We start from the raw sequence: 22,546 nt of genomic DNA, 5'->3' as shown, positions 1-22,546 counted from the left end.
CCCCTCACTGTTCTTCGGAATCGCGCTCGACGAGCGCCTGCAAACGGTCGAGCCGGACGGTCCAGAACTGTTCCCACTGCCTGAGCCACTGCTCCGCCTCGGCGAGCGGCGCCGCCTTGAGCGAGCAGATCTGCCGCCGGCCGGACTTGCGCCGCTCGATGAGGCCGGCCCCTTCCAGCACCCTCACGTGCTTGGAGGCTCCGGCGAACGTCATGCGATAGGGTTCGCCAAGTTGGCCGATGGACCGATCGCCCAGCGCCAGGCTGGCGAGCATGCCGCGGCGCGTCGGATCGGCCAGCGCGTGAAAGGTCGCGTCGAGTCGTTGTTCAACCATAAGGTTTAATAAGCTTGCTAATCCTTAACTGTCAACCGATTGGTTTAGCGTTGGCGAAGTGTCTTGCGGACGGTTCACGAAAGTTGAATCGTGCGCGCCACATCACCGAGGGGGAATCATCGTGCGCCATGCCAAGCTTTCGCTCGTCCTGCTTGCCGCCACTTGCCTAGCCGCGCCGACGGTTGCGGCGCCCGCGGATGCCCCCAACCCGATCTTCACCGGCCGCGACCTGTTCGATCTGACCGCGGCATCCGATCCGCAGATCAGCCCCGACGGCCGGCAGATCGCCTACGTCCGCCGCGCCAACGACATCATGACCGATCGCGCGTCATCCTCGATCTGGCTGATCGACGTCGCCACCGGCGCGCAGCGGCCTCTGGTCACCGAAGGCAGCGCGTCGAGCCCGCGCTGGTCGCCCGATGGCCGGCGCCTCGCCTACGTCAAAGCCGATGGCGGCGCGCCGCAACTTTACGTCCGCTGGATGGACACCGGCGCCAGCGCCAAGATCACCGGCCTGCCCGATAGTCCCAGCGCGATCAGCTGGTCGCCGACCGGCCGCCAGATCGCCTATCTGATGACCGTTCCCGACGACGGCGCCCGCCTCGGCAAGGCGCCCGAGAAGCCAGAGGGCGCGAAATGGGCGGACCCGCTCCAAGTCATCGACAAGGTTACCTACCGTGCCGACGGCGCCGGCTATTTGAAGCCGGGCTTCGACCACATTTTCTTCGTCGATGCGCTCGGCGGGGCGCCCCGCCAGCTGACGTTCGGCGCGTACAATGACGGCGATCCCGAATGGAGTCGCGACGGCCGCTCGATCTATTTCGGCGGCTTGCGCAAGCCGAATTGGGAATTGATCGCCCAGGACAGCGAGATCTATCGCCTCGACCTCGACAGCGGCGCGATCACCGCGCTCACCTCGCGCAACGGACCCGATTTCTCCCCGAAGGTCTCGCCCGACGGCCGCTGGGTCGCGTTCCTCGGGCATGACGATCACAAGAAGGGTTTCGAGCAGGACTCGATCTATGTGATGCCCGCATCGGGCGGCGCGCCCCGCGCCGTCGCACCGGGCCTCGACCGCGGCATCCAGCAAATTGCCTGGGGCGGCGATTCCGGATCGATCTACGCGTCTTACGAGCAGGATGGCGGAGTTACCGTCTCTCGCATCAGCCTGAATGGCGCAGTTGCGCCGCTCACGCACAGCGTCGGCGGTGGCGGCCTCGACCGTCCCTACGCCGGGGGCCAGTTCAGCGTCGCGCGCAGCGGCGCCATTGCTTTCACCACCGACAGCCCCGGCCGCCCGGCGGACATCGCGGTTGCCTCAAACCCCAGTAACCTGCGCCGCCTGACCGACCTCAACGGCACTTCGCTGTCGGCGAAGTCGCTGGCCGGCATTACGACGCTTAACGTCCGCGCGCCGGACGGCGGCAGCGTGCCGACCTGGGTGATGCTTCCGCCCGGCTACACGCAAGGGAAGCGCGTGCCCGCAATCCTGGAGATCCACGGCGGCCCCTATGCCTCCTACGGCCCGCACTTCTCGACCGATTATCAGCTCTACGCGGCGGCCGGTTACGCGGTGATCTTCACCAACCCGCGCGGCTCGACGGGTTACGGCCAGGCGTTCGCCGACGGCATCGAAAAGACCTATCCGGGCACCGACTTCGACGACCTGATGGCCGCGGTCGACGGCGCCGTTGCTGCAGGCATCGCCGATCCGAACAACTTGTTCGTCACCGGCGGCTCGGGCGGCGGCATCCTGACCGCCTGGATCGTCGGCAAGACCCACCGCTTCAAGGCCGCGGCAGCGCAGAAGCCGGTCATTAACTGGACCAGCATGGCGCTGACCAGCGATGGCCCCAACTTCTTCGGCCCCTACTGGCTCGGCTACCAACCCTGGGAGAATGCGGACAAGTCCTGGGCCCGCTCGCCGCTCAGCCTGATCGGCAACGTCACCACGCCGACGCTCGTCGTGGTCGGTGCCGAGGACTACCGCACCCCCGTCAGCGAAGCCGAGCAATTCTACACCGCGCTCAAGCTCAAGGGCGTGCCGAGCATGTTCGTGAAGGTGCCGGGCGCCAGCCACGGCGGCATAGCCGCGCGGCCCAGCCAGGCCGCGGCAAAGGCCTCCGCCATCATCGCCTGGTTCGATCGCTATCGCTCGAACACGCCGCCGGTCGCGTCCGCCTCGGGGGCTTCCCAGCCGACCGCGCGCTAACTACGGCCCAAGTGCATTTTCGGCTCGGCCTCGCCGAGTCCCGGCACTTGGGGAGACAGGGCATGAACAAGCTTCGGTGGATCGCGGGCAGCGCGATGGTGTTGGCGGCCGCGTCGGTCTCGGCGGCGTCGATGGGCGGCTTCAGTCCCTATCGCCTGTCGGAGATCGACAAGACACTTTCGTCCGACGCGTTCGAGGGCCGCGGCGTCAACACGCCAGCCGAGACGAAGACCGTCAACTACATCATCGACCAGTTCCGCTCCGCAGGGCTGCAGCCGGGCGGTGACCCGGCCGCCAACGGCCGCCGCAAGTGGACGCAGGACGTGCCGCTGCTGCAATCGGACTGGCAGGCCGCGCCGACGATGTCGCTCAACCTCGACGGCCAGCAGGTCCCGCTGACGCAGGGCGAAGAGATCGCCGCCCGCGCCCCGACCAACGGCGCCAAGGCCGTCAACCTCGCCAACGCGCCGCTCGTCTTCGTCGGCTATGGCGTGAAGGCGCCGGAACGGAATTGGGACGACTACAAAGGGGTCGATCTCAAGGGCAAGATCGCGGTCATGCTGGTCAACGACCCCGACTTCGAGGGTGGTGAAGGCGACTTCGGCGGAAAGGCGATGACCTATTATGGCCGCTGGACCTACAAGTACGAAGAAGGCGCGCGGCAGGGCGCGCTAGGCGTGCTCGTGATCCACGAGACCGCGCCCGCCTCCTACGGCTGGAACACCGTCAAGAACTCCAACACCAACACAATGTTCGACATCGTCCGCGACAACCCGGCGGCCGAACATCCTCTGCTCGAAGCCTGGATCCAGCGCGACCTGACGCAGAAGATCTTCGCCGCCTCCGGCATGGACTTCGAGGCCGCCAAGGCCGCCGCAAAGCGCCGCGACTTCAAGCCGATGCCGCTCAAGGCCACGCTGAATGCGCAGGGCACCGCCAAGACCGCGGTCATTACTTCCCATAACGTCGTCGGCATCCTGCCCGGCAAGAAATACGCCGACGAAACCGTCATCTACTCCGGCCACTGGGACCACCTCGGCATCGGCAAGCCCGATGCGAACGGCGACAACATCTATAATGGCGCCGTCGACAACGCGACCGGCATCGCCCAGCTGATCGAGCAGGCGCGCCGCTTCTCGCTGGAGCCGCGGCCCGAGCGCTCGGTCGTCTTCCTCGCCGTCACCGCCGAGGAAAAAGGCCTGCTCGGCAGCGAATATTACGCCACCCACCCACTCTACCCGCTGTCCAAGACCGTCGGCGTTCTGAACACCGATTCCATGGGCGTGTGGGGACCCGCGAAGAACTTCTCGATCTCCGGGACCGCCAAGCTCGAACTGCTCGATGCGCTGATTGCCGCCGGCAAGGCGGAGGGCCGTTACTTCACGCCGGACCCGCATCCGGAAAGCGGCGGCTTCTATCGCTCGGACCACTTCTCCTTCGCCAAGGCGGGGGTTCCGGCGCTCAGCTTCCGCTCGGGCAACGATCTCGTCACCGGCGGCACCGCGCGCGGCGAGGCCCTAGCCGTTGATTACACCGCCAAGCGCTATCACCAGCCGGACGACGAGTTTAACCCGCAGTGGAACTTCAGCGGCATGGCGCAGGACGCCAATCTCCTCCACATCGTGGGAGAACAGCTCGCCAATTCGCGCGCTTGGCCGAACTGGAGCGCCGACAGCGAATTCCGCGCCGCCCGCGACCGGTCCGCCACCGACCGCGCCAACGCGCAGCCGAACACGGCGCCGGCGGCACCAGCGCCGAAAAAGGGCGAACGCGGCTAAAGGAGCAGCAGATGGCCGACCTCAAATTCTACACCAACCCGCAATCGCGCGGGCAGACCATTCGCTGGATGCTGGAGGAAGTCGGCGCGCCTTACGACACGGTGCTGCTCGACTATGCGACGACGATGAAGGCCGAGCCTTATCTGTCGATCAATCCGATGGGGAAAGTCCCGGCGATCGAGCACAAGGGCAAAGTCGTCACCGAGGTCGCGGCGATCTGCTGCTATCTCGCCGACGCTTTCCCCGAAGCGAACCTCGCGCCGCCGACCGATGACCGCGCCGATTACTACCGCTGGATCTTCTTCACGTCCGGCCCGATCGAGGCCGCGTTCAGCAACAAGGCCGTGGGCTGGGAGCCGACGCCCGAGCGGCAGCGGATGTTCGGCTATGGCAATTACGATCTTGCCATCGGCAATCTCGAGAAGGCGCTGACCGACCGCGAATACATTGCCGCGGATCAATTCACCGCCGCCGACCTGTTCGTCGGTGCCAACGTCAATTTCATGCTGGCGTTCAATCTGCTCGAGCCCAAGCCGGTCTTCGTCGACTACGCGCGCCGAATGACCGATCGCGACGCCTATCGCCGCGCCACCGAAATTGACGCGAAAGCACTCGCGGAAAGCCAGGCGCACACCGCCTGAATTCCTTGCCGTTTCGCTAACCAATTCTTTTGGAATGCAATTAACAAGCGGCCGTTAAACCGGACTTCGCACCCAACTTACCCCCCGGGTGTTTGCACAAGACCGGTCCTGCCTCTTCCGCTAACCCACCGGGCAGGACCGGGATTTGCCCGACCAGAGATACAAGAAGGGCCGCTGGATCGCTCCAGCGGCCCTTCTCTTTTGGTATTGCTGCCAGGCTTAGCGGCGGTCGCCCATGAAGCTCAGCAGGAACTGGAACATGTTGATGAAGTCCAGGTAGAGCGTCAGCGCGCCCAGGACCACCGTCTTGCCGGCCATCTCCGTGCCCTGCACGTAGAAGTACATGCTCTTGATCCGCTGAGTGTCGTAGGCGGTGAGGCCCGCGAACAGCAGCACGCCGATGGCGCTGATGGCCAGGGCCATCGCACTCGACTGCAGGAACATGTTGACCAGCATCGCGACCAGGATGCCGACGACGCCCATGATCAGGAACGTGCCGAGACCGCTGAGGTCACGCTTGGTCGTGTAGCCGTAGAGGCTGAGACCAAGATAGGCGGCCGAGGTCGCGAAGAACGTCTGCGCGATTGAGGCGCCGGTGTACGCCAGGAACAGGGTCGACATGGACAGGCCCATCAGGCCCGCGAACGCCCAGAACAGGAGCTGCAGTGTCCCCGTCGACATGCGGTTGGCGCCAAAGCTCATCGCGAACACGATCGCCAGCGGCGACAGCGTCACGATCCAGCCCAGAGCGCTCATTCCGCCATTGGCGCCGACCAGAACCTGGCCGGCGTAGGGCGCGAACAGCAGGGCGACGATGCCGGTCAGCAGCACGCCCGAAGCCATGTAGTTGTAAACCGAAAGCATATACGACCGGAGGCCCACATCGCGGGCGGCGCGCGGTACACTTACCTGCGCGGCGCTAGCGCCGGTCATCTGCGGGTCTTGCCAGTTGGCCATCGTTTCTCCTCTGCGCGGGCAAAAGGCCCGTTCGCTAAACGCAAATATCGTGGAAGCGACCCCCGACTTCAAGCAAAACACGACATAAACCCCTCTTGCTGAACGGCTGTTCAGATAGCGGTTAGTTAACAGCATTGCCGGAGACGCTCGCCGGTGCGACAGTGCGGCCATGCCTGGGGGTCTCATCGCAGCCCTGACGCGGCGGTTCGCCGGCTTCTTGTTCCTGCTGTTCGCAGCGGGCCTCGCGAGCGCGCAGACGCCGATCCGGATCGTTGCCGTCGGCGACCTGCACGGCGACTTCAAGGCCTGGCAGGACATTGCCCGCGCGGCAGGCATCATCGATGCCAGGGGTCATTGGGCGGGCGGCAAGGCCACTCTTGTCCAACTTGGGGACATCGTCGATCGCGGCGCGGACTCGCTAAAGATCGTCCGCAACCTGCAGCAGCTCCAGCGGGAGGCGCCCCGCAAGGGCGGCAAGGTCTACGTCGTACTCGGCAACCATGAGGCGATGAACCTCATTGGCGACGACCGCTACGTGACGCCCGGCGAATATGCCGCCTTCGCGGATAGCCAGTCACCGGCACGGCGCGACAAGGTCTACGAAGCCAACCGCTCGGCGCTCGAGGCCGCCTATCGCGCGCAGGACCCTAAGATTACGCCCGAACAGGTGCGCGCGAAATGGATGGCTGAACACCCGCCCGGCTGGGTCGAGCATCGGCTCGCCTGGGGTCCGACCGGCGACCTCGGCAAATGGGCGACGCAGAACCCGGCGATCCTCAAGCTTGGCGACACAATTTTCGTGCACGGCGGCATCAGCGCCGAAACTGCGCGCGAACCGCTGACCACGGTAAATCAGCGTGTCGCCGCAGCCATGGCGGCGGCCGATGACACGCCCAACTCGATCCTTACCGATCCTCGCGGTCCGCTCTGGTATCGCGGCCTCATCATGGCCGACAGCGAAGCCGCCGCGGCACGCGCCAAGGTCGTGCCGCCTGCGCCACCGGTGACGCCGGAACAGGAACTGACCGAGGCCCTTTCGGCCTATGGCGCGAAGCGCATGGTGATCGGCCATACGCCCAACCTTAAAGGGATCGTCATTAGCCCGGACAACAGGCTCGCGCGGATCGATACCGGGAACTCGCGCTATTATGGCGGCTTGCCGAGCTGGCTCGAAATCGTCGGCGACCGGATGATCCCGCATACGACGTCACGGACACCTTGATCGCAGGAGGGGGCAATGAAAGCATGGTTGGGAACGGCGGCGCTGGTAGCTGCCAGTGCGGTTGATGCCGCGAACCCGGCGACGCCACTGTTCTCCAGCGACGCCCCGATCCGCGTCGTGCTCAAGGGCCCAATCGCGCAACTCGTCTCGAACCGGGCGGAAACGCCACGCCCCGCCAGCATGACCGTCGACGGCGTCACCTATCCCATCACGCTGTCGCCACGTGGCATTACCCGCCGCACGAACGATATTTGCGACTTCCCACCGCTGCGCGTGCAGCTGACGCAAAAGGCGCCGGACGGATCGCTATTTGACCACCAGAAGCGCCTCAAGCTGGTCACCCATTGCAAGCGCGACGCCGGCTTCCAGCAAAAGGTGCTGCTCGAATATTCGGCCTACCGCCTCTACAATCTTATGACGCCGCTGAGCTTCCGCGCGCGGCTCGCGAACATCGACTATGTCGACGACAGCGGTAAGCCGTACGTCAGCCGCGTCGGCTTCTTCATCGAGGATTTCGACGACGTCGCAAAGCGCAACGGGTTGCGCGACGCCAAGGCGCCGGAGCTCGTCCCGCTGGCCCAAATCGATCCCGCGGCAAGTGCCCGCTTCGGCGTCTTCGAGTATATGATCAGCAACTACGACTGGTCGATGCGCGCCGCGCCAAAGGGCGAAAATTGCTGCCATAACGGACGCCTGCTCGCCGGGGCCGGCCTTTATCAGCCCGTGCCCTACGACTTCGATTACTCGGGCCTCGTCGACGCCTCGTACGCCGTCCCGCCCGAAGGTTTTCCGATCAACAACGTCCGCCAGCGCGCCTATCGCGGCTATTGCGCCCACCAGGCGCAAGCCCGTGCCTTCGCCGCTCAGCTTTCCCCGCGCCGCGCCGAATTCACCGGCCTGTTCGCGACCATCCCCGGTCTCGACGCCAAGAACCAGGCGCGCGCCGCTTCCTATATTCAGGCGTTCTTCGCCGACGTCGACAGCGGAAAAATCTTCAAGACCTGCGTCAATTAGGCCTTGGTCTCGATCACCGTCGTCTTCTCTTCGACCACGACGACGGCGGCGGAGTCGTTTCCGTCATAGTCGGTCAGGAACCGCTTCATGCCCGCGCGTTCGCCATATTCGGTGATCCACAGGATCACGAAGCAATAGTTGAACGCGATGCTGATCACCGCCGCCAACTCGATCGCTCCGATGCCCGCGGACAGCCCGGTGCCTACGGCCATTAGGATGAACAGCGCATCGCCCGAGCTTTTGAGCGAATTGCGGAAGCGGACGGCGCCCGCAATGCCTGCCAGCGCAAACGCCAGCGACAGTGAGTTCTGGACGATGATGACGATGCCGGTCACGACCATCGGCAACACGATGATCGTGTTGACCAGGCTCTGGTCATATTCCTCGCCGCCGCGGACGGCCATGTAGACCCAGCTGATCGGCAGCGAGACGAGGATCGCGGCAATGATCGCGACGACCAGCCAGAACACGCTTTGTCCGAAGTTTTCGACATGCGCCGCGCGCATCGCTTCGGTGGCTTGCAGTGGGTTCTTCGCCGGCTGCGTGATCAGCTGTTCGACGCCGCCGACCGGCAGATAGCCCCGCAGGTCCGGCCAGATTTTGAGTGCGACGAATACGACCAGCGCGATGGCCAAATAATAAACGGTGATCTGAATCAGCAGCTTTCCTGCACGCATGTTCCACCCCCATTCGGGCGCCGCCCCCGGCGCGCTTCAAATTCCAGCGTTAATCGTCGTGACGATGCTTCTTCTTTTCGTGGTTCTCGCCGTCGTGATCGTCGGCCGCCTCAGCCGCATCTACAGGGTAGGCCGGGATCGGTTGCAGCACGCCGAACCGTTCCTTGCTTGGCTTGTGACTGAGCGGCGGCCACGGGATTTCCGCTAACGGCAACTCGGTATCCGGAACGCGGTCGAGCAGGTCGCGCAGCAGCGTCAGGCGGCCCAATGGCTGCGAATTGAAATCGACCAGAGTCCAGGGCGCGAAATCGGTATGCGTCGCCGCCAGCATCAGCTCCCGCGCCTCGGTGTAGTCGTCATAATGCTCGCGCGATTGGATATCGATCGGCGACAGCTTCCACCGTTTTACGGGGCTGTTGAGCCGGTTTTCGAAGCGTTCCTCCTGCACCTTCTGGTCGCAGCACAGCCAATATTTGAACAGCAGGATGCCGTCGTCCACGAGATGGCGTTCGAACTCAGGTGCCGCGTTCAAAAAGTCCTGGGTCTGGTCGGGCGTGCAGAAGCCCATCACCTTTTCGACGCCCGCGCGATTGTACCAGCTGCGGTCGAACAGCACGATCTCGCCGCGCGCCGGCAAATGTTGGATGTAGCGCTGGAAATACCATTGGGTTTTCTCGCGCTCGCTGGGGCTGGGCAGCGCGACCACGCGGCACTGGCGCGGGTTCAGCAGGCGCGCGAACATGTCGATCGACCCGCCCTTGCCAGCCGTGTCACGTCCCTCGAAGACGACCACCATCCGCTGGCCGGTCTCCCACACCCAGCGCGCCATCCCGCTCAACTCGGCCGCGAGCGGCTTCAGCAGTTCATTATATTGATGCTCGCTGAGATCGTCCGCGTCGCTCATTCAGCATGCCCCTTTGCCGAGCCGTGCGTTGTTACACGCATGCACCTCGATTGGAACAGCATTGAATGGCGGGATAACCCTTTGTCATGAATCTCGCCGACCGCATCCTGCGCACGATCGTCACCGGCGCCTACCAGCTGCTTCGGGCTGGCTGGTTCGTCAGCCGGCCGCGCACATTTGGGGCGCATGCGCTGGCCCTGACGCCGGACCGGAAGCTGATCCTCGTCAAGCTCCGCTACGCGCCCGGTTGGCGACTCCCGGGCGGCGGCCGCGACAGAAACGAAGACGCGGTGGAAGCGGGCCTCCGTGAACTGCGTGAGGAAATCGGCATGACGGCCTACGGCAAAGTGCAACAAGCGGCGGAACTCGAACAGCGGCCCGACCGCCGCCGCGATCTGGTATCGCTGATGGTTGTCGAGGACGTCCACTACTCTCCCCGCTGGTCGTGGGAGGTCGAGCAGGTTGCCGAGTTCTCGGTCGACAAGCTGCCCTCCGACCTCGCGCCCGTCGCCCGCGAATGGATCGCGGCGCTTCGCGAGCATCTCTGACGATGCACCGCTTGTTCGTCGCTATCCGCCCGCCCGAGGCAATCCGCGACCTGCTGCTCGACGCGATGGACGACAATGCCGACTTTCGCTGGCAATCGGACGACCAGCTGCACATCACGCTGCGTTTCGTTGGCGAGGTCGAGCGTCCCGTGGCCGAGGATCTCGCGGCTGAACTCTCGAAGTTGCGATCTTCCGCTTTCGAGTTACGGATGGTCGGCGTCGGCCGCTTCGATCACCGCAGCTCCGGCGTGCTTTGGGCCGGCGTCGAACCGAGGGAACCGCTTGCCGCGCTGGCCGCCAAGATCGAGCGCACGACCACGATCATCGGCCTTCCGCCCGAACGTCGCGCATACCATCCGCATATCACTCTTGCACGCTGGAGCGGTCGTCGAAGCCGGGAGGCCATGAACTTCGTCGCGCAATCTAAAATGTTGCGATCGCCACCCTTCCTCGTGACCGAATTCCTGCTGTTCGAAAGCCGGCTGTCGCGCCACGGCGCACATTATGAAGTCGCGGCGCGCTATTCACTTTTGCGAGGAGCCGCGAGCGGCTAGAAACGCCCCGTCAATTGCGGGGGTTTTTGACATGGCAACATTGGCTGGAACGAGTCTCACGCCCGACGTGGGCGACGAACGCTTTTTCTTGCGCGGCGCGTTCGTGATGACCCTGGTCATCATCGCCGGCTTCTCACTTCAGCTCGCGACCGGGCGCTCCAGCTTCCATTCGCCGCTGCCGGTCCATCTGCACGCCTTCGTGTTCATGGGCTGGGTCGCGATCTATTTGCTGCAGAACATCTTCGTCGCGACCGGCCGGATGCACCTGCATCGCACGCTCGGCTGGATCGCCGCTTTCTGGATGATCCCGATGATCGTGCTGGGCTGCTACCTCACCGCACGGATGGTCCGCGAGGGCCATGCGCCCTTCTTCTTCCGCCCGCAGCAATTCATGGTCTTTAACCCGCTGACCGTGCTAACTTTCGCTGGCCTCACCACGGCGGCTATCGTCAATCGCAAGCGTACCAAATGGCACCGCCGCCTCCACTTCTGCGGCATGAGCATGCTCCTCGGTCCCGGCCTCGGTCGTCTGCTTCCCGGGCCGCTGCTGATGCCTTGGGTCTTCGAAGCGATCTTTGCCGTTGCTCTGCTATTTCCGGTCGCCGGCATGGTTGCCGACCTTCGCCGCAGCGGCCGCGTCCACCCCGCCTGGAAATGGGGCGTCGCGACGATGTTCGCCTCGGTGCTGCTGATCGAAGCCATCACCTACAGCCCGCTCGGCTCGGCCTATTACAATGCCGTCACCGCAGGCACGCCGGGCGCCGCGATCCACGGCCTCAGCTTCCCGCCCCCGCCACCGATGTAGTCAAAAGGGAAGCCGTTCAGAGACGCTGTCGCGCGTTACCGCGGCACGCTCATCGTTTAATTGCAAAACGAACGGTGGTCGTCTGGATTGAACGTGTCGGTGCCCCGTTGCGGTCGCGCGGCGGGCGAAGTGACAGGGTCTTGACCGCATTCTGACAGGCTAAAGGCACAAGCTCGGGGAATCGCTGACGCTGGTCGGCTCTAAAGGGCGGAAGCTCCCCGCACGCCACGATGCGCCCCTTGTCGTCGACCTCGTTCTCCAGCGTGAGATCTACGAGTTTCTTGGCTCCTTTCGGCAGACGATCAACGGAAAGCTCGAGGTCTGGGATAATCGGTCGCAACATCTCTTCGCGTGACGAAATGCTACTCGTGATTGTCCAGTTCACCGGGAAACGAAGCACAGTGTAGAGCGCAGTCCCATCCCCTGCTCTTCCGGCAACGAACTTGCCACGTTTGACGATCAGGGCGCAGGTATACGCGTCGAGCTTCGGATCCCCGCTCGATATCTCAACGGCGCAATCCTGAAGCGTCCCGTCATCGCGAATAGTCGTTCGCGTGTAGACCGTGCGGGACATCTCGCCGGTATGCGATAGATAAGCGGGAAAGTCGTTGTACGAGAACAGCCCGCGGATGTCGGTCGGATGACTGCTGGATAGACCGCTAAGTTGAGCGGCGAGGAGAATCCACAACATCTTAAAAGGCTACAACGGCGAACGGCTTTGTCGAGCGACGACCGTCCAACTCGGTCGCAAAAAAGGGGAGCCGTTTTTCCGGATTACTCCCCTTCCGTTTCTGGCAGCTCACCAGATGCGGACGCGTTTTTCCGGCGGAATGTAGAACTTCGAGTCCGGGGTAATGTTGAAAGCATCGTACCAGGCGTCGAGGTTGCGCAGCGGCCCGATGATCCGGAACCGCCGCGGGCTGTGCGGGTCGGACGCGACCTGCGTCTTGATCGCGTCGTCTCGTTGCGCGCCGCGCCATGCCTGAGCGAACGACAGGAAGAAACGCTGGTCCCCGGTTAGTCCGTCCAGCACCGGCGCCGGCTTCCCATTCAGCGACATCTTGTAGGCTTCGTAGGCGACCTCCAGCCCCGACATGTCGCCGATGTTTTCGCCCATCGTCAGCGCGCCGTTGATGAACACGCCCGGCGCCGCCTCGTACGATGAATACTGCTTGCCCAGCGCATCGGTCAGCGCGTTGAACCGCGCCGCGTCGTCCTTGGTCCACCAGTCGCGCACCGCTCCATTCTCGTCGATTTTGCGGCCCTGGTCGTCAAAGCCGTGCATGATCTCGTGGCCGATGATCGCGCCCGCCGCGCCATAGTTCACCGCCGGATCCGCCGTCGGATCGAAGAATGGCGCCTGCAGGATGCCGGCGGGAAACACGATCTTGTTCTCCAGCCCGCCGTTATAGGCATCCACCGTCGCGGGGCTCATCGCCCACTTCTTGCGGTCGACCGGCTTGTTGAGATCGTCGAGCTGGTACTGCCACTCGAAGGCCGCGCTGCGCTTGATGTTGTCGTACAGATCGTCGGCCTTCATCGTCAGCTTCGAATAGTCGCGGAACTTGTCGGGATAGCCGACCATCACGTCCATCTTGGCGAGCTTGGTGAGGGCGGCATTCTTGGTTGCGTCGCCCATCCAGCTATTACCCTGGATGCGCTTGGCCGCCGCCTTCTTCAGGTTGACGACCAGCTCTTCCATCATCGTCTTGGACTGCGCCGGGAAATAGCGGTCGACGTAGGTTTTGCCGAGCAGTTCGCCGAGCCGTCCGTCGACCTCGGCGATGCCGCGGCGCCAGCGCGGCCGCTGCTCCTTCGCACCGCTGAGCGTCTTGGTGTACTCGAACTTGCTGTCGACGAAGCGCTTCGAAAGGTAATTGGACGCCTGATCGGCAACCTTGAATTTCTGCCAGGTCTTTAGTGTCTCAAGCGGCATCTTGGCATACAGCGCCGCAAGCGCCTTCACCGCCGTATTGTCGCCGACGATCATGTGCGGCGACATGACCCTGGACTCGCGCAAGTAAGCCGACCAATCGACGCCCGGCGCATAGGTCTTGAGCTGCGCCAGCGTCATCGGATTGTTCAGCTTGTTGATGTCCCGCTGGTCGGCTCGCGGCCACGACAGCTTGGCGATCTCGGTCTCGAACGCCATTACGCTGTCGGTCGCAGCGGCAGGGTTCGGGTTTCCGATCAGCGCGAATGTGCGCTGCACATAGGCGCGATAGGCATCGCGCTGCGCCTTGTACTTGTCGTCCAGGTAATAATCGCGATCGGGCATGCCGAGCCCGGACGTGAACACGCCGCCGATGTTCATCGTCGGATTGGCAAAGTCCGGAAGCACTCCCACACCAAAGAGTGTCTGGCCGAAGTCGCCGTTCGACTTCGCCATGAAGCTGGTGAACTGCGCCTTGGTCTTGATCGCGTCGACCGCAGCGAGATCCGCCATCAGCGGCGCGGCGTCGAGCTGCTCCAGCCGCGCTTCGTCCATGTAGCTTTTGTAGAAAGCGCCAAGCTGACTGTCGGCAGGGGCACCCATTACGATCGACCGCAGCCGCTCCTGATTGCGGTCGTTGACGTCCGATCCGATGCCGTTGGATGATTTGTCCGCTGGGATCGGATTGGTCGCCAGCCACTTGCCGGACGCATATTTCTGGAAATCGTCGCCGGGTTTTACCGACAGGTCGCGGGTCGAAATGTCCACGCCCCAGGCGCCGTAACGGACAGGGGTCTGCGCTTTCGCAACCAGCTCCGCCTGCTGCGCCCCGACCGGCGCTCCCCACAGCGCACTGCCCGCCAACAGAATTGCTGCAACGCGATACGATCGACTCTTCATGACTTGCCCCCAAGTTGCTGAAATACCGACGCTAGTTCGGCGCGCGGCGGAACGCCAGCGAGTCCGCATCGACGAGCACCCTCGCCACGTCGACGAAGCGAAGTGGAAGGTAGACACTTATAATCGGAACAACCGTTCTTAAGTAGGAAGCTCAGGAGGGACTTCGTGCTGATCAGGAAGTTGATAGCGAGCGGACATGGCCCGGCCATGCTTGTCGCGCTCTTCCTGTCGCTTCTGGCCGGCGCGCCCGCCGCTGCGCTGTCCCAACCGTCGGGCAGCGCACCCGCGATCGAACAAACGCCCTCCTCCCAAGCGATCTTCATCAAGCGGGCGCATACGCTGCAGGCGTTTCGCGCGCCGCAGCCGACGCCGTTCGCAGCGGTCATTCCCGGCGAGTTCCGCCTCGCCGCGCCCGATCATCCGCCAAGCATCGTAAACGCCGCTCAAAAGGCGGCATTGGTTCGTGCCGATGACGCGCACGAGCCGTACCAGCCCCGCGCACCTCCAGCGGCCTGAACAGCAACCTCACTGTTCAATCTGACGGCCTCGCGAACGCCGCGGGCCGATGCTGGAGACATATCCATGACCTATCGCCTTTACCGGCTGACGATGCTGCACGAGCGCGTGCAGCGCGCCATCTCGCTCGAACTCGCGCGGAAGACCCCGAGCGCCCTTCGCCTGCTTCGTCTGCGGGGCTTGAAGCTGTCCATCATGAACCGCCTGACCCGGCCAGTGGCCGCGTCGCTCGCGGCGGCGTAGCGGGAGCGGCATCATGTCTCAGACCAGATCCCGCGACCGGCTGGCCACCGATGCCGAGCGGCTGACCGCTATCGAGCAATTGCTGCTGAAATATCCGCGCGTGAGACCGGATGAAGCCGACAGCATTGCGCGGTTCCTGCGTAAGGGGCCGGTGCTCGACATCGGACTGTTGTCGGCGAACCGTGAGGCGTGGGCGCAAGCCGACGCCTTCCGCCGCGATTATCCGCACAAGTTCGCGACGACACCGCGCGAGTATGCGGCGATGGCGCTTGCCGCGCTGACGCTGCTGCTGGCTGGCGTCGCGCTCTGGCACGCAACCGCCGGACGCTGATGCGAAGGAGGGAGCGCCGGCCTCGGTGGGCGCTCCCGAGCTTCGCGTCAGGACGCCGCGAATTTCCGATAGGATTGCGCGGTGGGCAGCGCGAAGCTGTCCGGCCGCGCCAACTCCCAGGCGTGGCTGTAGAAATCGCGGCCGCTCTTGCCGTCGAGAAGCTCGCCCGGCTCGAGGAACGTGTGGAGTTGCGAAAACAGCCGCACTTCCGAATCCCCGACCCGCCGGACCAGATGGTGCGGGCGGATCTGCGAGGGATGCTCCAGCCCGGCCGCGGCGATCATCTCGGCCAGCGCGCGAAGCGTGTTGCGGTGGAAGCTCGCGACCCGCTCCGCCTTGTCCTCGACCATCAATGCGCGCTGTCTCGTCGGGTCCTGCGTTGCGACACCCGTCGGACACGTATTCGTGTTGCAGGTCAGCGACTGGATGCAGCCGAGGGCAAACATGAAGCCGCGACCCGCGTTGGTCCAGTCGGCGCCCAGCGCCAACAGCGCCGCGATGTCGAATGCGCTGACGACCTTGCCCGCGGCGCCGATGCGGATTTCGTCGCGAAGGCCCGCGCCCACCAGCGTATTGTGAACGAACAGCAGCCCTTCGCGCAGCGGCACCCCGATGTGATTGGAAAATTCGAGCGGCGAGGCGCCCGTTCCGCCCTCGGCACCGTCGACCACGATGAAGTCCGGCCGGACGCTCGTCTCGCGCATGGCCTTGACGATTCCCATGAACTCCCACGGGTGCCCCAGGCACAGCTTGAACCCCACAGGCTTGCCGCCGGACAGCGTGCGTAGCTGGGTGATGAACTCCATCATCTCGAGCGGTGTCGAGAATGCGCGATGCCGCGCCGGCGAAATGCAGTCCTCGCCCACCGGCACGCCGCGGGCAGCTGCGATTTCCTCCGTCACTTTCGCACCCGGCAGGATTCCGCCATGCCCCGGCTTGGCGCCCTGGCTCAGCTTGATCTCGACCATCTTCACCTGCTCGGCCGACGCCTTCTCGCGGAAGGCTACGGGGTCGAAATTGCCGTCGGCAGTGCGGCATCCGAAGTAACCGCTGCCCAGCTCCCAGGTCAGGTCTCCGCCATGCTCGCGGTGGTACCGGCTGATGCTCCCCTCGCCGGTGTCGTGCGCGAACCCGCCAAGCTTCGCGCCCTTATTTAGCGCCAGGATCGCATTGGCGCTGAGCGAGCCGAAGCTCATCGCCGAAATGTTGAAGATCGATGCGGAATAAGGCTTCGTGCAGGCCGCGCCTCCAACGGCAATGCGGAACGTCGCCGGATCGGCGAGCGGCGCTGGCCGGGTCGAGTGCGCCATGAACTCATAGCCTTCGCCATAGACGTCGAGCAGCGTGCCGAAGGCCAGTTCGCTGCCCTCGTTCTTTGCCCGCGCGTACACCAGCGAGCGCTGCGCGCGTGAAAAGGGCGCTTCCTCATTGTCGCCCTCGATCAAATATTGCCGGATCTCGGGCCGGATCGCTTCGAACAACCAGCGCAAATTGCCGATGATCGGGTAGTTGCGCCGCACCGCATGTTCCGTCTGCAGCAGGTCGTAGATGCCGAGCAGGCTGAATGCCGCGGCGATGATCGCCAGAACCAGCATTGGGGTTGACTGCGTCGCACGCGGCACGGCGACGATTGCAATGATCAGGCAGATCGCCAGCGGAATGTAGCGACCGGGAGACAAGTGCCGTTCATGCTCGCGCCGGTGCTGACGGAAGAAACTGGGCATCTGCTTATGTAACCGGACGTGCACTGTCCGGCCAATGACTTTGCCTCGGGCTAAGGCGCTTCTTTCAAGACGAGGCCAAAACCCCAGTCATCATCCCGCGCGGGCGTCATCTCCACGCCGCCGGGCGACACGGTCAGGACATCGGCATGGCCGAAGCCCTTGCCGTAATCGAGGACGGTGACGATTTCCGGATAGGCGCGCATCACGGCTGAATGGCCGGTCGCCGGTCGCTCCAGTTGCCGAAGCCCCGGATGCCTTTCCAAGAGCATCTCGATCGCCCGCTTCCGCTGCTCGGGATCCCGCACTTCCGACGCCCGCGCCGCCATCGACAGCGCCTTGATCTCGGCGGGATCTTCGAAGTCTCTCCCCACGACGATCGACACCCGGTCGTCGCGTTCGATATTCGCGAACTTCTGGCTTGCGCGTGAGATGATGAAATAGATCAGCAGGCCGTCGTTGGCGTAACCCACCAGCGTCGCCTGCGGCCAGCCGTCGGGCCGGTTCGTCGACAGGCCCATCAGCCTGTGACGATCGAGAATATCGATGGCCTTCTGCTCCATCATGACGTCGTCCTGTCATCCGCTCGCCGCGAATGCCTTAAGTATTAGTCCTGATTCCCGTCCGCGTCACGATTGTCGACTATCCGACTGAAGCTGGAACGGATCCAGCGAGAGCAGGAGAAGGGCAATGCAGACGATGGTCATGAACCAGTCCTCTTCAACGATTGTCGAACCGGCGATTTCCGCCGCCGGGATCAAGACGATCCTGTTCCACGTTCAGAATGATGCGTCGCTGACCGAGCGCCTCGATTGCGCCTTGTCGATTGCGCGGACGTTCGGTGCGCACCTGCATTTGCTGCACGTGACGCCGATCGAAGCATTCACGGTCACCGACGCGTTCGCAACCTTCGTCAACGCCGACATTATCGCGGTGCTGGAAGATGAAGCGGGGAAGCTTCGCGCGAGGGTCGAGAAGAAGCTGGAGGTGGAGGACGTCAGCTGGGACTATGAAGAAGTCACCGGCACGCTGATGACCCACCTGCTCCAGCGCGCATCGCTTGCGGACCTGCTGATCGTGGGGCGCGAACCGCATGAATGGCTAAGCGGCCGATCCCCGGTGGGCTCGCTCGGCGACATGCTGCATGAGATGCGCACACCGATCTTCATTCCCGGCGAAGGCCAGAGCCAGGTCGACCTGTTCGGCCCAGCCATCGTGGCGTGGAACGGCAGCACCGAAGCGGCCAACGCACTTCGCAGCGCCGTACCGCTATTGAAGCTAGCGTCCCAGGTGAACGTCATCAGCATCGAAGAGTCGGTGGATCGGCGGTTCCCGCCGACCGACGCCCCAGAATATCTCTCCCGCCACGGTATTCACGCCGACCTGGTCGTCCGTCCCGCGGTCGATGGAAACGTGCTTGAAGAGCTTTTGGACGAAGCGGTGATCAGCGGCGCAGCCTACATTGTCATGGGCGGCTACAGCCATTCGCGCGCGGGCGAATTCTTCTTCGGTGGCCTTACCCGCTCACTGCTGAAAAGTTGCGAAGTCGGGCTGTTCGTCAATCGCTGAAATGAGCTAAGTTTGCGTATGCGTCTGCCAGTCCTGATGCTGTCGATCGCGGCGGCTCTGTCCAGCGCTGCCGCGGCCGCGCAGCAGGTCGACGTGACCTCAGGCTCGGTCGCGCAATCCGTCGCCGGTCTCCGCCCCGGCGAATTTGTCTGGGCCCCGCAGATCGCACCGCAAGGCCCGATGCTGCTGCTCGTTAATCTGAAGAAGCAACGCGCCCTTCTCTTTCGCAACGGCGTGCCGATTGCGGCCACGACCGTGTCGACCGGAAGCCCGGGTCGCGAGACCCCGACCGGGGTCTTCACCATCCTGCAAAAGCAGGTCGAACATTATTCCTCCAAGTACGACAACGCACCCATGCCTTTCATGCAGCGGCTAACGTGGCAGGGCGTTGCGCTGCACGCCGGCAAACTGCCGGGTTACCCCGCGTCGCATGGCTGCATCCGGCTGCCGGCCGAATTCGCCAAGCTGCTCTACGAGGTGACGGCGCTTGGCATGACCGTCGTGATTTCCGATCGCGAAAGCCAGCCGCGCGTTGCTCCGTCGCCCGACCTTCTTGCGGCGCCAGACGTGGGCGCACCTCAGCCGGCTGGCGCGATTGTCTGGACTCCCGACCGGGCACCGGCCGGCCCGGTTTCGATCATCATCAGCGCCGCCGACAAGCGCGTCGTCGTGCTGCGCAACGGTACCGAAATTGGCTCGGCGCCGATCAAGATTGCGGGGCCTGTCGCCGGTACCTGGGCCTACTCGCTCCAATCGACCGACGCCCAGCCGCGGCAGTGGCTGCGCCTGTCACTCGGCAAGGATGCGCCCAGCAACCCGGTTAGCGCTGCCGAATGGCGGCAATTCGAGGTCGATCCTGCATTTCGACAGGCGGTGGCGGGCATCGTGACCCCTGGCACGACCATCGTGGTAACGCCCGACAGCCTCCGTTCCACCGCTTCGCCACTGACGATCATCGATGCGGAGCCACTAGACCGCGCACACCCGTAAGCCGCCGCGCCTGCTACGGGATTAATCATTAACCATAACTTATTTCCGCTAATTATCAGTGGCTTGACCGCCATCGCTCCTGCGGCGCTCAGGAACCGCCGGATGCGGCGCAGATTATCCCGGCACGGCCGACCGAACCCCCGACGGCCGTTTAGCTCGAAGGATGATCGACCATGACATCATTGAAGCTCTTGGCGGGAACTCTCGCCCTAACCGCCGCCATGTCCGCGTCCCCCGCCAACGCCGTTCCTATCGTTGGTGGAACGACGGCAGTCACCCTGACGGCCGCGCCGACGTTGACCGCAGCAGGGATCACCGTCGCGCCGACGGGAACCGCTACCGCAACGTTCAGCAACGGCATTCCCACCGTAACTTTCCCGATCACCGGTGGAACGCAAAACGACAGCACTGGCGCGCTTCTGCTGAACCATGACGGTTCGGGCCTGCTGTTCACCGCTTCCGGTAACCGCAGCCTGGCTCTCAGCAACTTCGTCGTCGACACAGCGATGCTAACCGTCAGCGGCAACGCGACAGCCAACGGGGCCGCCATCCCGGGCCTAACCCCCCTCTTCAATATCCTCGTGAACAACGACCTTGCGCTGACCTCGCAGGCAGCGGGAGCGATCAACACCGTCTTCGGCACCAGCCTCGCGGCCGGCACGGTCGTCGGCAACGCCCGCATCAATGCGGTCACGGCTGCCGTTCCCGAGCCCGGCACGTGGGCGATGATGCTGCTCGGCTTCGGTGCCGTGGGGCTAACGCTCCGCCGCCGCAAGCCGGCGCAAATGGCACAGGCAGCCTAAAGTTCGTGATGTCGCCGATGAAGGGGCGGCCCGCAAACCGGGCCGCCTATTTCACGCGACCTGCCCTGCCAGCCAGCGATCACCGACCTGCTGAAGGATGTCGAGTGGCACGCGCCCCGTGCTCAGCACGGCGTCGTGGAACGCCTTGATGTCGAACCGCGGCCCAAGCTTCGCCTTCGCTTTTTCGCGCAAGCCCGTGAACACCGAGTGGCCGAGCTTGTAGCTGCAGGCCTGCCCGACCGACACGCAATAGCGCTCGACCTCGCGCGCGGCGAAGCCCGGAGCCTCGCCCTCCTGTTCGACGAAGTGGCGGATCGCCTGCTCGCGGCTCCACCGCAGCGTATGAATACCCGTGTCGACGACGCAGCGGTTGGCACGGAACAGCTGGAATTTGAGGTAGCCAAGCCGCCCAAGCGGGTCGTCGTCATACATGCCGAGCTCGTCGGCCAGCTGCTCAGCATAGAGCGCCCACCCCTCGCCATAGCCGGAGAAGCCTCCGGTCTTCCGGATCAGCGGCAGGTTCTGGTTCGACAGCGCCAGGCCGCCTTCGAACTGATGCCCCGGCAGCCCCTCGTGATAGACGGTCGTTGCTAGGCAAAATTTCGGCCATTCCGCGCTGTCGTGCAGATTGAAAAATACCAGGCCCGGCCGCTTGCCGTCGATCGATGCCGCCTGCGAGAAAGCGGACGCCGCGCCCGCCTCGGTCTGCGGCGGCACCCGGCGCACTTCAAAGCGATATGGCGGCATCCGATTGAACGCCTGAGGCAGCCGCCCACGGATCGCTGCAAGACGCTCGTTGCAATAAGCGATCGCCTGCGCCTTGCCCTCGTCCGTGTTCGGGTAAAGCTGCTTCGGGTCCTTGTAGAGCGCGGCCATCCGCTCGCCGACGCTGCCCTTCGTCATGCCCTGCGCCTTCAGCAACGCATCCAGCCGCGAGGAGATCATCCGCGCTTGGTCCAACCCGAACTTGTGCACTTCTGCCGGGTTCAGCCGCGTCGTCGTCGTATTGTGCAGCGCCTGCACGTAGAATTCCGGCCCGTCCTTGAAGCGCCAGATGCCCGCATCATGCACCGCCTTTGCGCGCAGCGCCTGCACCTCCGCTAACTGCCGTTCGAGTGCCGGCGCGACTGATTGTTCCTGAATCCGCGCCGCATCACGCGCATAGCCGTCGCCTAGGCCCTTGGCTGCCGCGCGCCGCGCGATCGACTTGACCATCACGGTCTCGCCGGCCGGCACCTGCAGCGCCTTCATCTGCGCGATCGTCAGGTCGAGAATGAAGTCGGGCGGCACTACGCCAAGCGCCGCGTCGTGCTTCATCCGCGCCGTCTCATCGTCCAGCCGCCGCGCAAAGGCGCTCATCCGCGCAAGGTAGGCATCGGCGTCTTCCTTAGTGTCGATCGGATGCTTGGTATCCATGAAGTCCGGCACCGACTGGTAGGCGCCCGTCAGTTGGGACACGACGTAGGGGGACGGCCCGAAAGCATTGCCGCCGAAGTTGAACTTCTGGATGCTCGCCGTCGACCGCCGCGTATAGGTCACGACATCGAGGTTGAGCCGGTCGAGCTCGTTCAGCCCTGCACGCGGGAATGCCTCAAGCCGGGCCAGCTGGCTTGCGGTGAGCGCCCGCGAAGCGGAGCGCGCCGCATCGTCTGCGCCGGAAAGCTTCGACCGGAGATCGGCATTCGCGCCCTTATCGAGCCCAAGCTGCGTCGCATTCTCCGGGCTCTGCCGCAATTGCTCGTTGAACAGCGTGTCGAACAACGCCGCCAGCTGCGGCGAGGAGCCGGCGGCAACCGGCTGCGCGCCAAGCTTGACGGGAACGGCCACCGCAGCCGCGGCGCTGGTGGTGGTGAGCAGGAACTGGCGGCGATCGAGCATTGGCGGGAGACTCCGG

Annotated in this window: 23 protein-coding genes; 14 read left to right on the top strand and 9 right to left on the bottom strand. The window is 64.1% G+C overall.

Annotated elements, in window-relative coordinates:
- Positions 1-4: 4 nt before the first annotated feature.
- Entirely contained in the window at positions 5-334 is a 330-nt protein-coding gene (locus tag QU596_RS13375) for an ArsR/SmtB family transcription factor (protein WP_308516116.1), read from the bottom strand.
- Between the two features lie 121 nt (positions 335-455).
- On the opposite strand from QU596_RS13375, the gene QU596_RS13370 reads away from it, so the two are divergent.
- From QU596_RS13370 to QU596_RS13360, 3 genes are all read left to right on the top strand, one after another.
- On the top strand, positions 456-2,546 hold the full coding sequence (locus QU596_RS13370; protein WP_308516115.1) for a S9 family peptidase: 2,091 nt from the start codon (positions 456-458) through the stop codon (positions 2,544-2,546).
- A gap of 62 nt (positions 2,547-2,608) precedes the next feature.
- Positions 2,609-4,324, top strand: a complete 1,716-nt coding sequence (locus tag QU596_RS13365) for a M28 family metallopeptidase (protein WP_308516114.1) — start codon at positions 2,609-2,611, stop codon at positions 4,322-4,324.
- A gap of 11 nt (positions 4,325-4,335) precedes the next feature.
- Entirely contained in the window at positions 4,336-4,965 is a 630-nt protein-coding gene (locus QU596_RS13360) for a glutathione S-transferase family protein (protein ID WP_308516113.1), read from the top strand.
- A 219-nt stretch (positions 4,966-5,184) separates the two neighbouring features.
- On the opposite strand, the gene QU596_RS13355 is transcribed toward QU596_RS13360, so the two are convergent.
- On the bottom strand, positions 5,185-5,922 hold the full coding sequence (locus QU596_RS13355) for a Bax inhibitor-1/YccA family protein (RefSeq protein ID WP_308516111.1): 738 nt from the start codon (positions 5,920-5,922) through the stop codon (positions 5,185-5,187).
- Positions 5,923-6,091: 169 nt separating this feature from the next.
- On the opposite strand from QU596_RS13355, the gene QU596_RS13350 reads away from it, so the two are divergent.
- Together QU596_RS13350 and QU596_RS13345 are read left to right on the top strand one after the other, a co-directional pair.
- Positions 6,092-7,144 (top strand): metallophosphoesterase, encoded by a 1,053-nt coding sequence (locus tag QU596_RS13350; RefSeq protein ID WP_308516109.1) that lies wholly within the window; start codon positions 6,092-6,094, stop codon positions 7,142-7,144.
- Between the two features lie 15 nt (positions 7,145-7,159).
- A complete protein-coding gene (locus QU596_RS13345) occupies positions 7,160-8,158 on the top strand; it encodes a hypothetical protein (RefSeq protein WP_308516107.1) in 999 nt (332 codons plus the stop codon).
- On the opposite strand, the gene QU596_RS13340 is transcribed toward QU596_RS13345, so the two are convergent.
- Together QU596_RS13340 and ppk2 are read right to left on the bottom strand one after the other, a co-directional pair.
- The gene (locus tag QU596_RS13340) at positions 8,155-8,835 is read right to left on the bottom strand and encodes a hypothetical protein (RefSeq protein ID WP_308516105.1); all 681 of its coding nucleotides are present in this window, start codon (positions 8,833-8,835) and stop codon (positions 8,155-8,157) included. The two genes, QU596_RS13345 and QU596_RS13340, sit on opposite strands and share 4 nt — an antisense overlap.
- Positions 8,836-8,884: 49 nt before the next feature.
- A complete protein-coding gene (gene ppk2, locus QU596_RS13335) occupies positions 8,885-9,739 on the bottom strand; it encodes a polyphosphate kinase 2 (protein ID WP_308516103.1) in 855 nt (284 codons plus the stop codon).
- An 86-nt stretch (positions 9,740-9,825) separates the two neighbouring features.
- On the opposite strand from ppk2, the gene QU596_RS13330 reads away from it, so the two are divergent.
- The 3 genes from QU596_RS13330 to QU596_RS13320 are packed head-to-tail and all read left to right on the top strand — an operon-like array spanning position 9,826 to position 11,646.
- On the top strand, positions 9,826-10,287 hold the full coding sequence (locus QU596_RS13330; RefSeq protein ID WP_308516102.1) for an NUDIX domain-containing protein: 462 nt from the start codon (positions 9,826-9,828) through the stop codon (positions 10,285-10,287).
- Between the two features lie 2 nt (positions 10,288-10,289).
- Positions 10,290-10,841 carry an RNA 2',3'-cyclic phosphodiesterase gene (thpR, locus tag QU596_RS13325; RefSeq protein WP_308516101.1) on the top strand — a complete coding sequence of 184 codons (552 nt, stop codon included), beginning with the start codon at positions 10,290-10,292 and terminating at the stop codon, positions 10,839-10,841.
- 31 nt (positions 10,842-10,872) lie between these two features.
- Positions 10,873-11,646, top strand: a complete 774-nt coding sequence (locus QU596_RS13320) for a hypothetical protein (RefSeq protein ID WP_308516100.1) — start codon at positions 10,873-10,875, stop codon at positions 11,644-11,646.
- A 49-nt stretch (positions 11,647-11,695) separates the two neighbouring features.
- Here the strand turns inward: QU596_RS13320 and QU596_RS13315 are convergent, their stop codons facing one another.
- Complete coding sequence (locus QU596_RS13315; protein ID WP_308516099.1) at positions 11,696-12,337, bottom strand: energy transducer TonB; 642 nt, start codon at positions 12,335-12,337, stop codon at positions 11,696-11,698.
- A 108-nt stretch (positions 12,338-12,445) separates the two neighbouring features.
- Positions 12,446-14,479 carry a M13 family metallopeptidase gene (locus tag QU596_RS13310; protein WP_308516098.1) on the bottom strand — a complete coding sequence of 678 codons (2,034 nt, stop codon included), beginning with the start codon at positions 14,477-14,479 and terminating at the stop codon, positions 12,446-12,448.
- A 165-nt stretch (positions 14,480-14,644) separates the two neighbouring features.
- Here QU596_RS13310 and QU596_RS13305 point away from each other — a divergent pair, with 165 nt between their 5' ends.
- The 3 genes from QU596_RS13305 (at position 14,645) to QU596_RS13295 (ending at position 15,569) form a co-directional block, all read left to right on the top strand.
- On the top strand, positions 14,645-14,995 hold the full coding sequence (locus tag QU596_RS13305; protein WP_308516097.1) for a hypothetical protein: 351 nt from the start codon (positions 14,645-14,647) through the stop codon (positions 14,993-14,995).
- A 66-nt stretch (positions 14,996-15,061) separates the two neighbouring features.
- Positions 15,062-15,238, top strand: coding sequence for a hypothetical protein (locus QU596_RS13300; RefSeq protein ID WP_308516096.1), 177 nt, complete (start codon positions 15,062-15,064; stop codon positions 15,236-15,238).
- A 13-nt stretch (positions 15,239-15,251) separates the two neighbouring features.
- The gene (locus QU596_RS13295; protein ID WP_308516095.1) at positions 15,252-15,569 is read left to right on the top strand and encodes a hypothetical protein; all 318 of its coding nucleotides are present in this window, start codon (positions 15,252-15,254) and stop codon (positions 15,567-15,569) included.
- 47 nt (positions 15,570-15,616) lie between these two features.
- On the opposite strand, the gene QU596_RS13290 is transcribed toward QU596_RS13295, so the two are convergent.
- Together QU596_RS13290 and QU596_RS13285 are read right to left on the bottom strand one after the other, a co-directional pair.
- Positions 15,617-17,164, bottom strand: coding sequence for an FMN-binding glutamate synthase family protein (locus tag QU596_RS13290; protein ID WP_308518004.1), 1,548 nt, complete (start codon positions 17,162-17,164; stop codon positions 15,617-15,619).
- A gap of 179 nt (positions 17,165-17,343) precedes the next feature.
- Entirely contained in the window at positions 17,344-17,856 is a 513-nt protein-coding gene (locus tag QU596_RS13285; RefSeq protein WP_308516093.1) for a pyridoxamine 5'-phosphate oxidase family protein, read from the bottom strand.
- A 124-nt stretch (positions 17,857-17,980) separates the two neighbouring features.
- On the opposite strand from QU596_RS13285, the gene QU596_RS13280 reads away from it, so the two are divergent.
- The 3 genes from QU596_RS13280 to QU596_RS13270 all read left to right on the top strand — a co-directional run bounded on the left by QU596_RS13280 (position 17,981) and on the right by QU596_RS13270 (position 20,652).
- Positions 17,981-18,859, top strand: coding sequence for a universal stress protein (locus QU596_RS13280; RefSeq protein ID WP_308516092.1), 879 nt, complete (start codon positions 17,981-17,983; stop codon positions 18,857-18,859).
- 18 nt (positions 18,860-18,877) lie between these two features.
- Entirely contained in the window at positions 18,878-19,849 is a 972-nt protein-coding gene (locus QU596_RS13275; RefSeq protein ID WP_308518003.1) for a L,D-transpeptidase family protein, read from the top strand.
- Positions 19,850-20,022: 173 nt separating this feature from the next.
- Positions 20,023-20,652 carry a PEPxxWA-CTERM sorting domain-containing protein gene (locus QU596_RS13270; RefSeq protein WP_308516091.1) on the top strand — a complete coding sequence of 210 codons (630 nt, stop codon included), beginning with the start codon at positions 20,023-20,025 and terminating at the stop codon, positions 20,650-20,652.
- A gap of 51 nt (positions 20,653-20,703) precedes the next feature.
- Here QU596_RS13270 and QU596_RS13265 read toward each other — a convergent pair whose 3' ends face one another.
- Positions 20,704-22,530 (bottom strand): DUF885 domain-containing protein, encoded by a 1,827-nt coding sequence (locus QU596_RS13265; protein ID WP_308516089.1) that lies wholly within the window; start codon positions 22,528-22,530, stop codon positions 20,704-20,706.
- Between the last annotated feature and the right edge of the window lie 16 nt (positions 22,531-22,546).

The sequence above is a fragment of the Sphingomonas flavescens genome (assembly GCF_030866745.1).
Classification (GTDB): Bacteria; Pseudomonadota; Alphaproteobacteria; order Sphingomonadales; family Sphingomonadaceae; genus Sphingomicrobium; species Sphingomicrobium flavescens.
The sequence above is the reverse complement of the archived record's forward strand: the minus strand, read 5'-3'. Positions and strand labels throughout refer to the sequence as shown.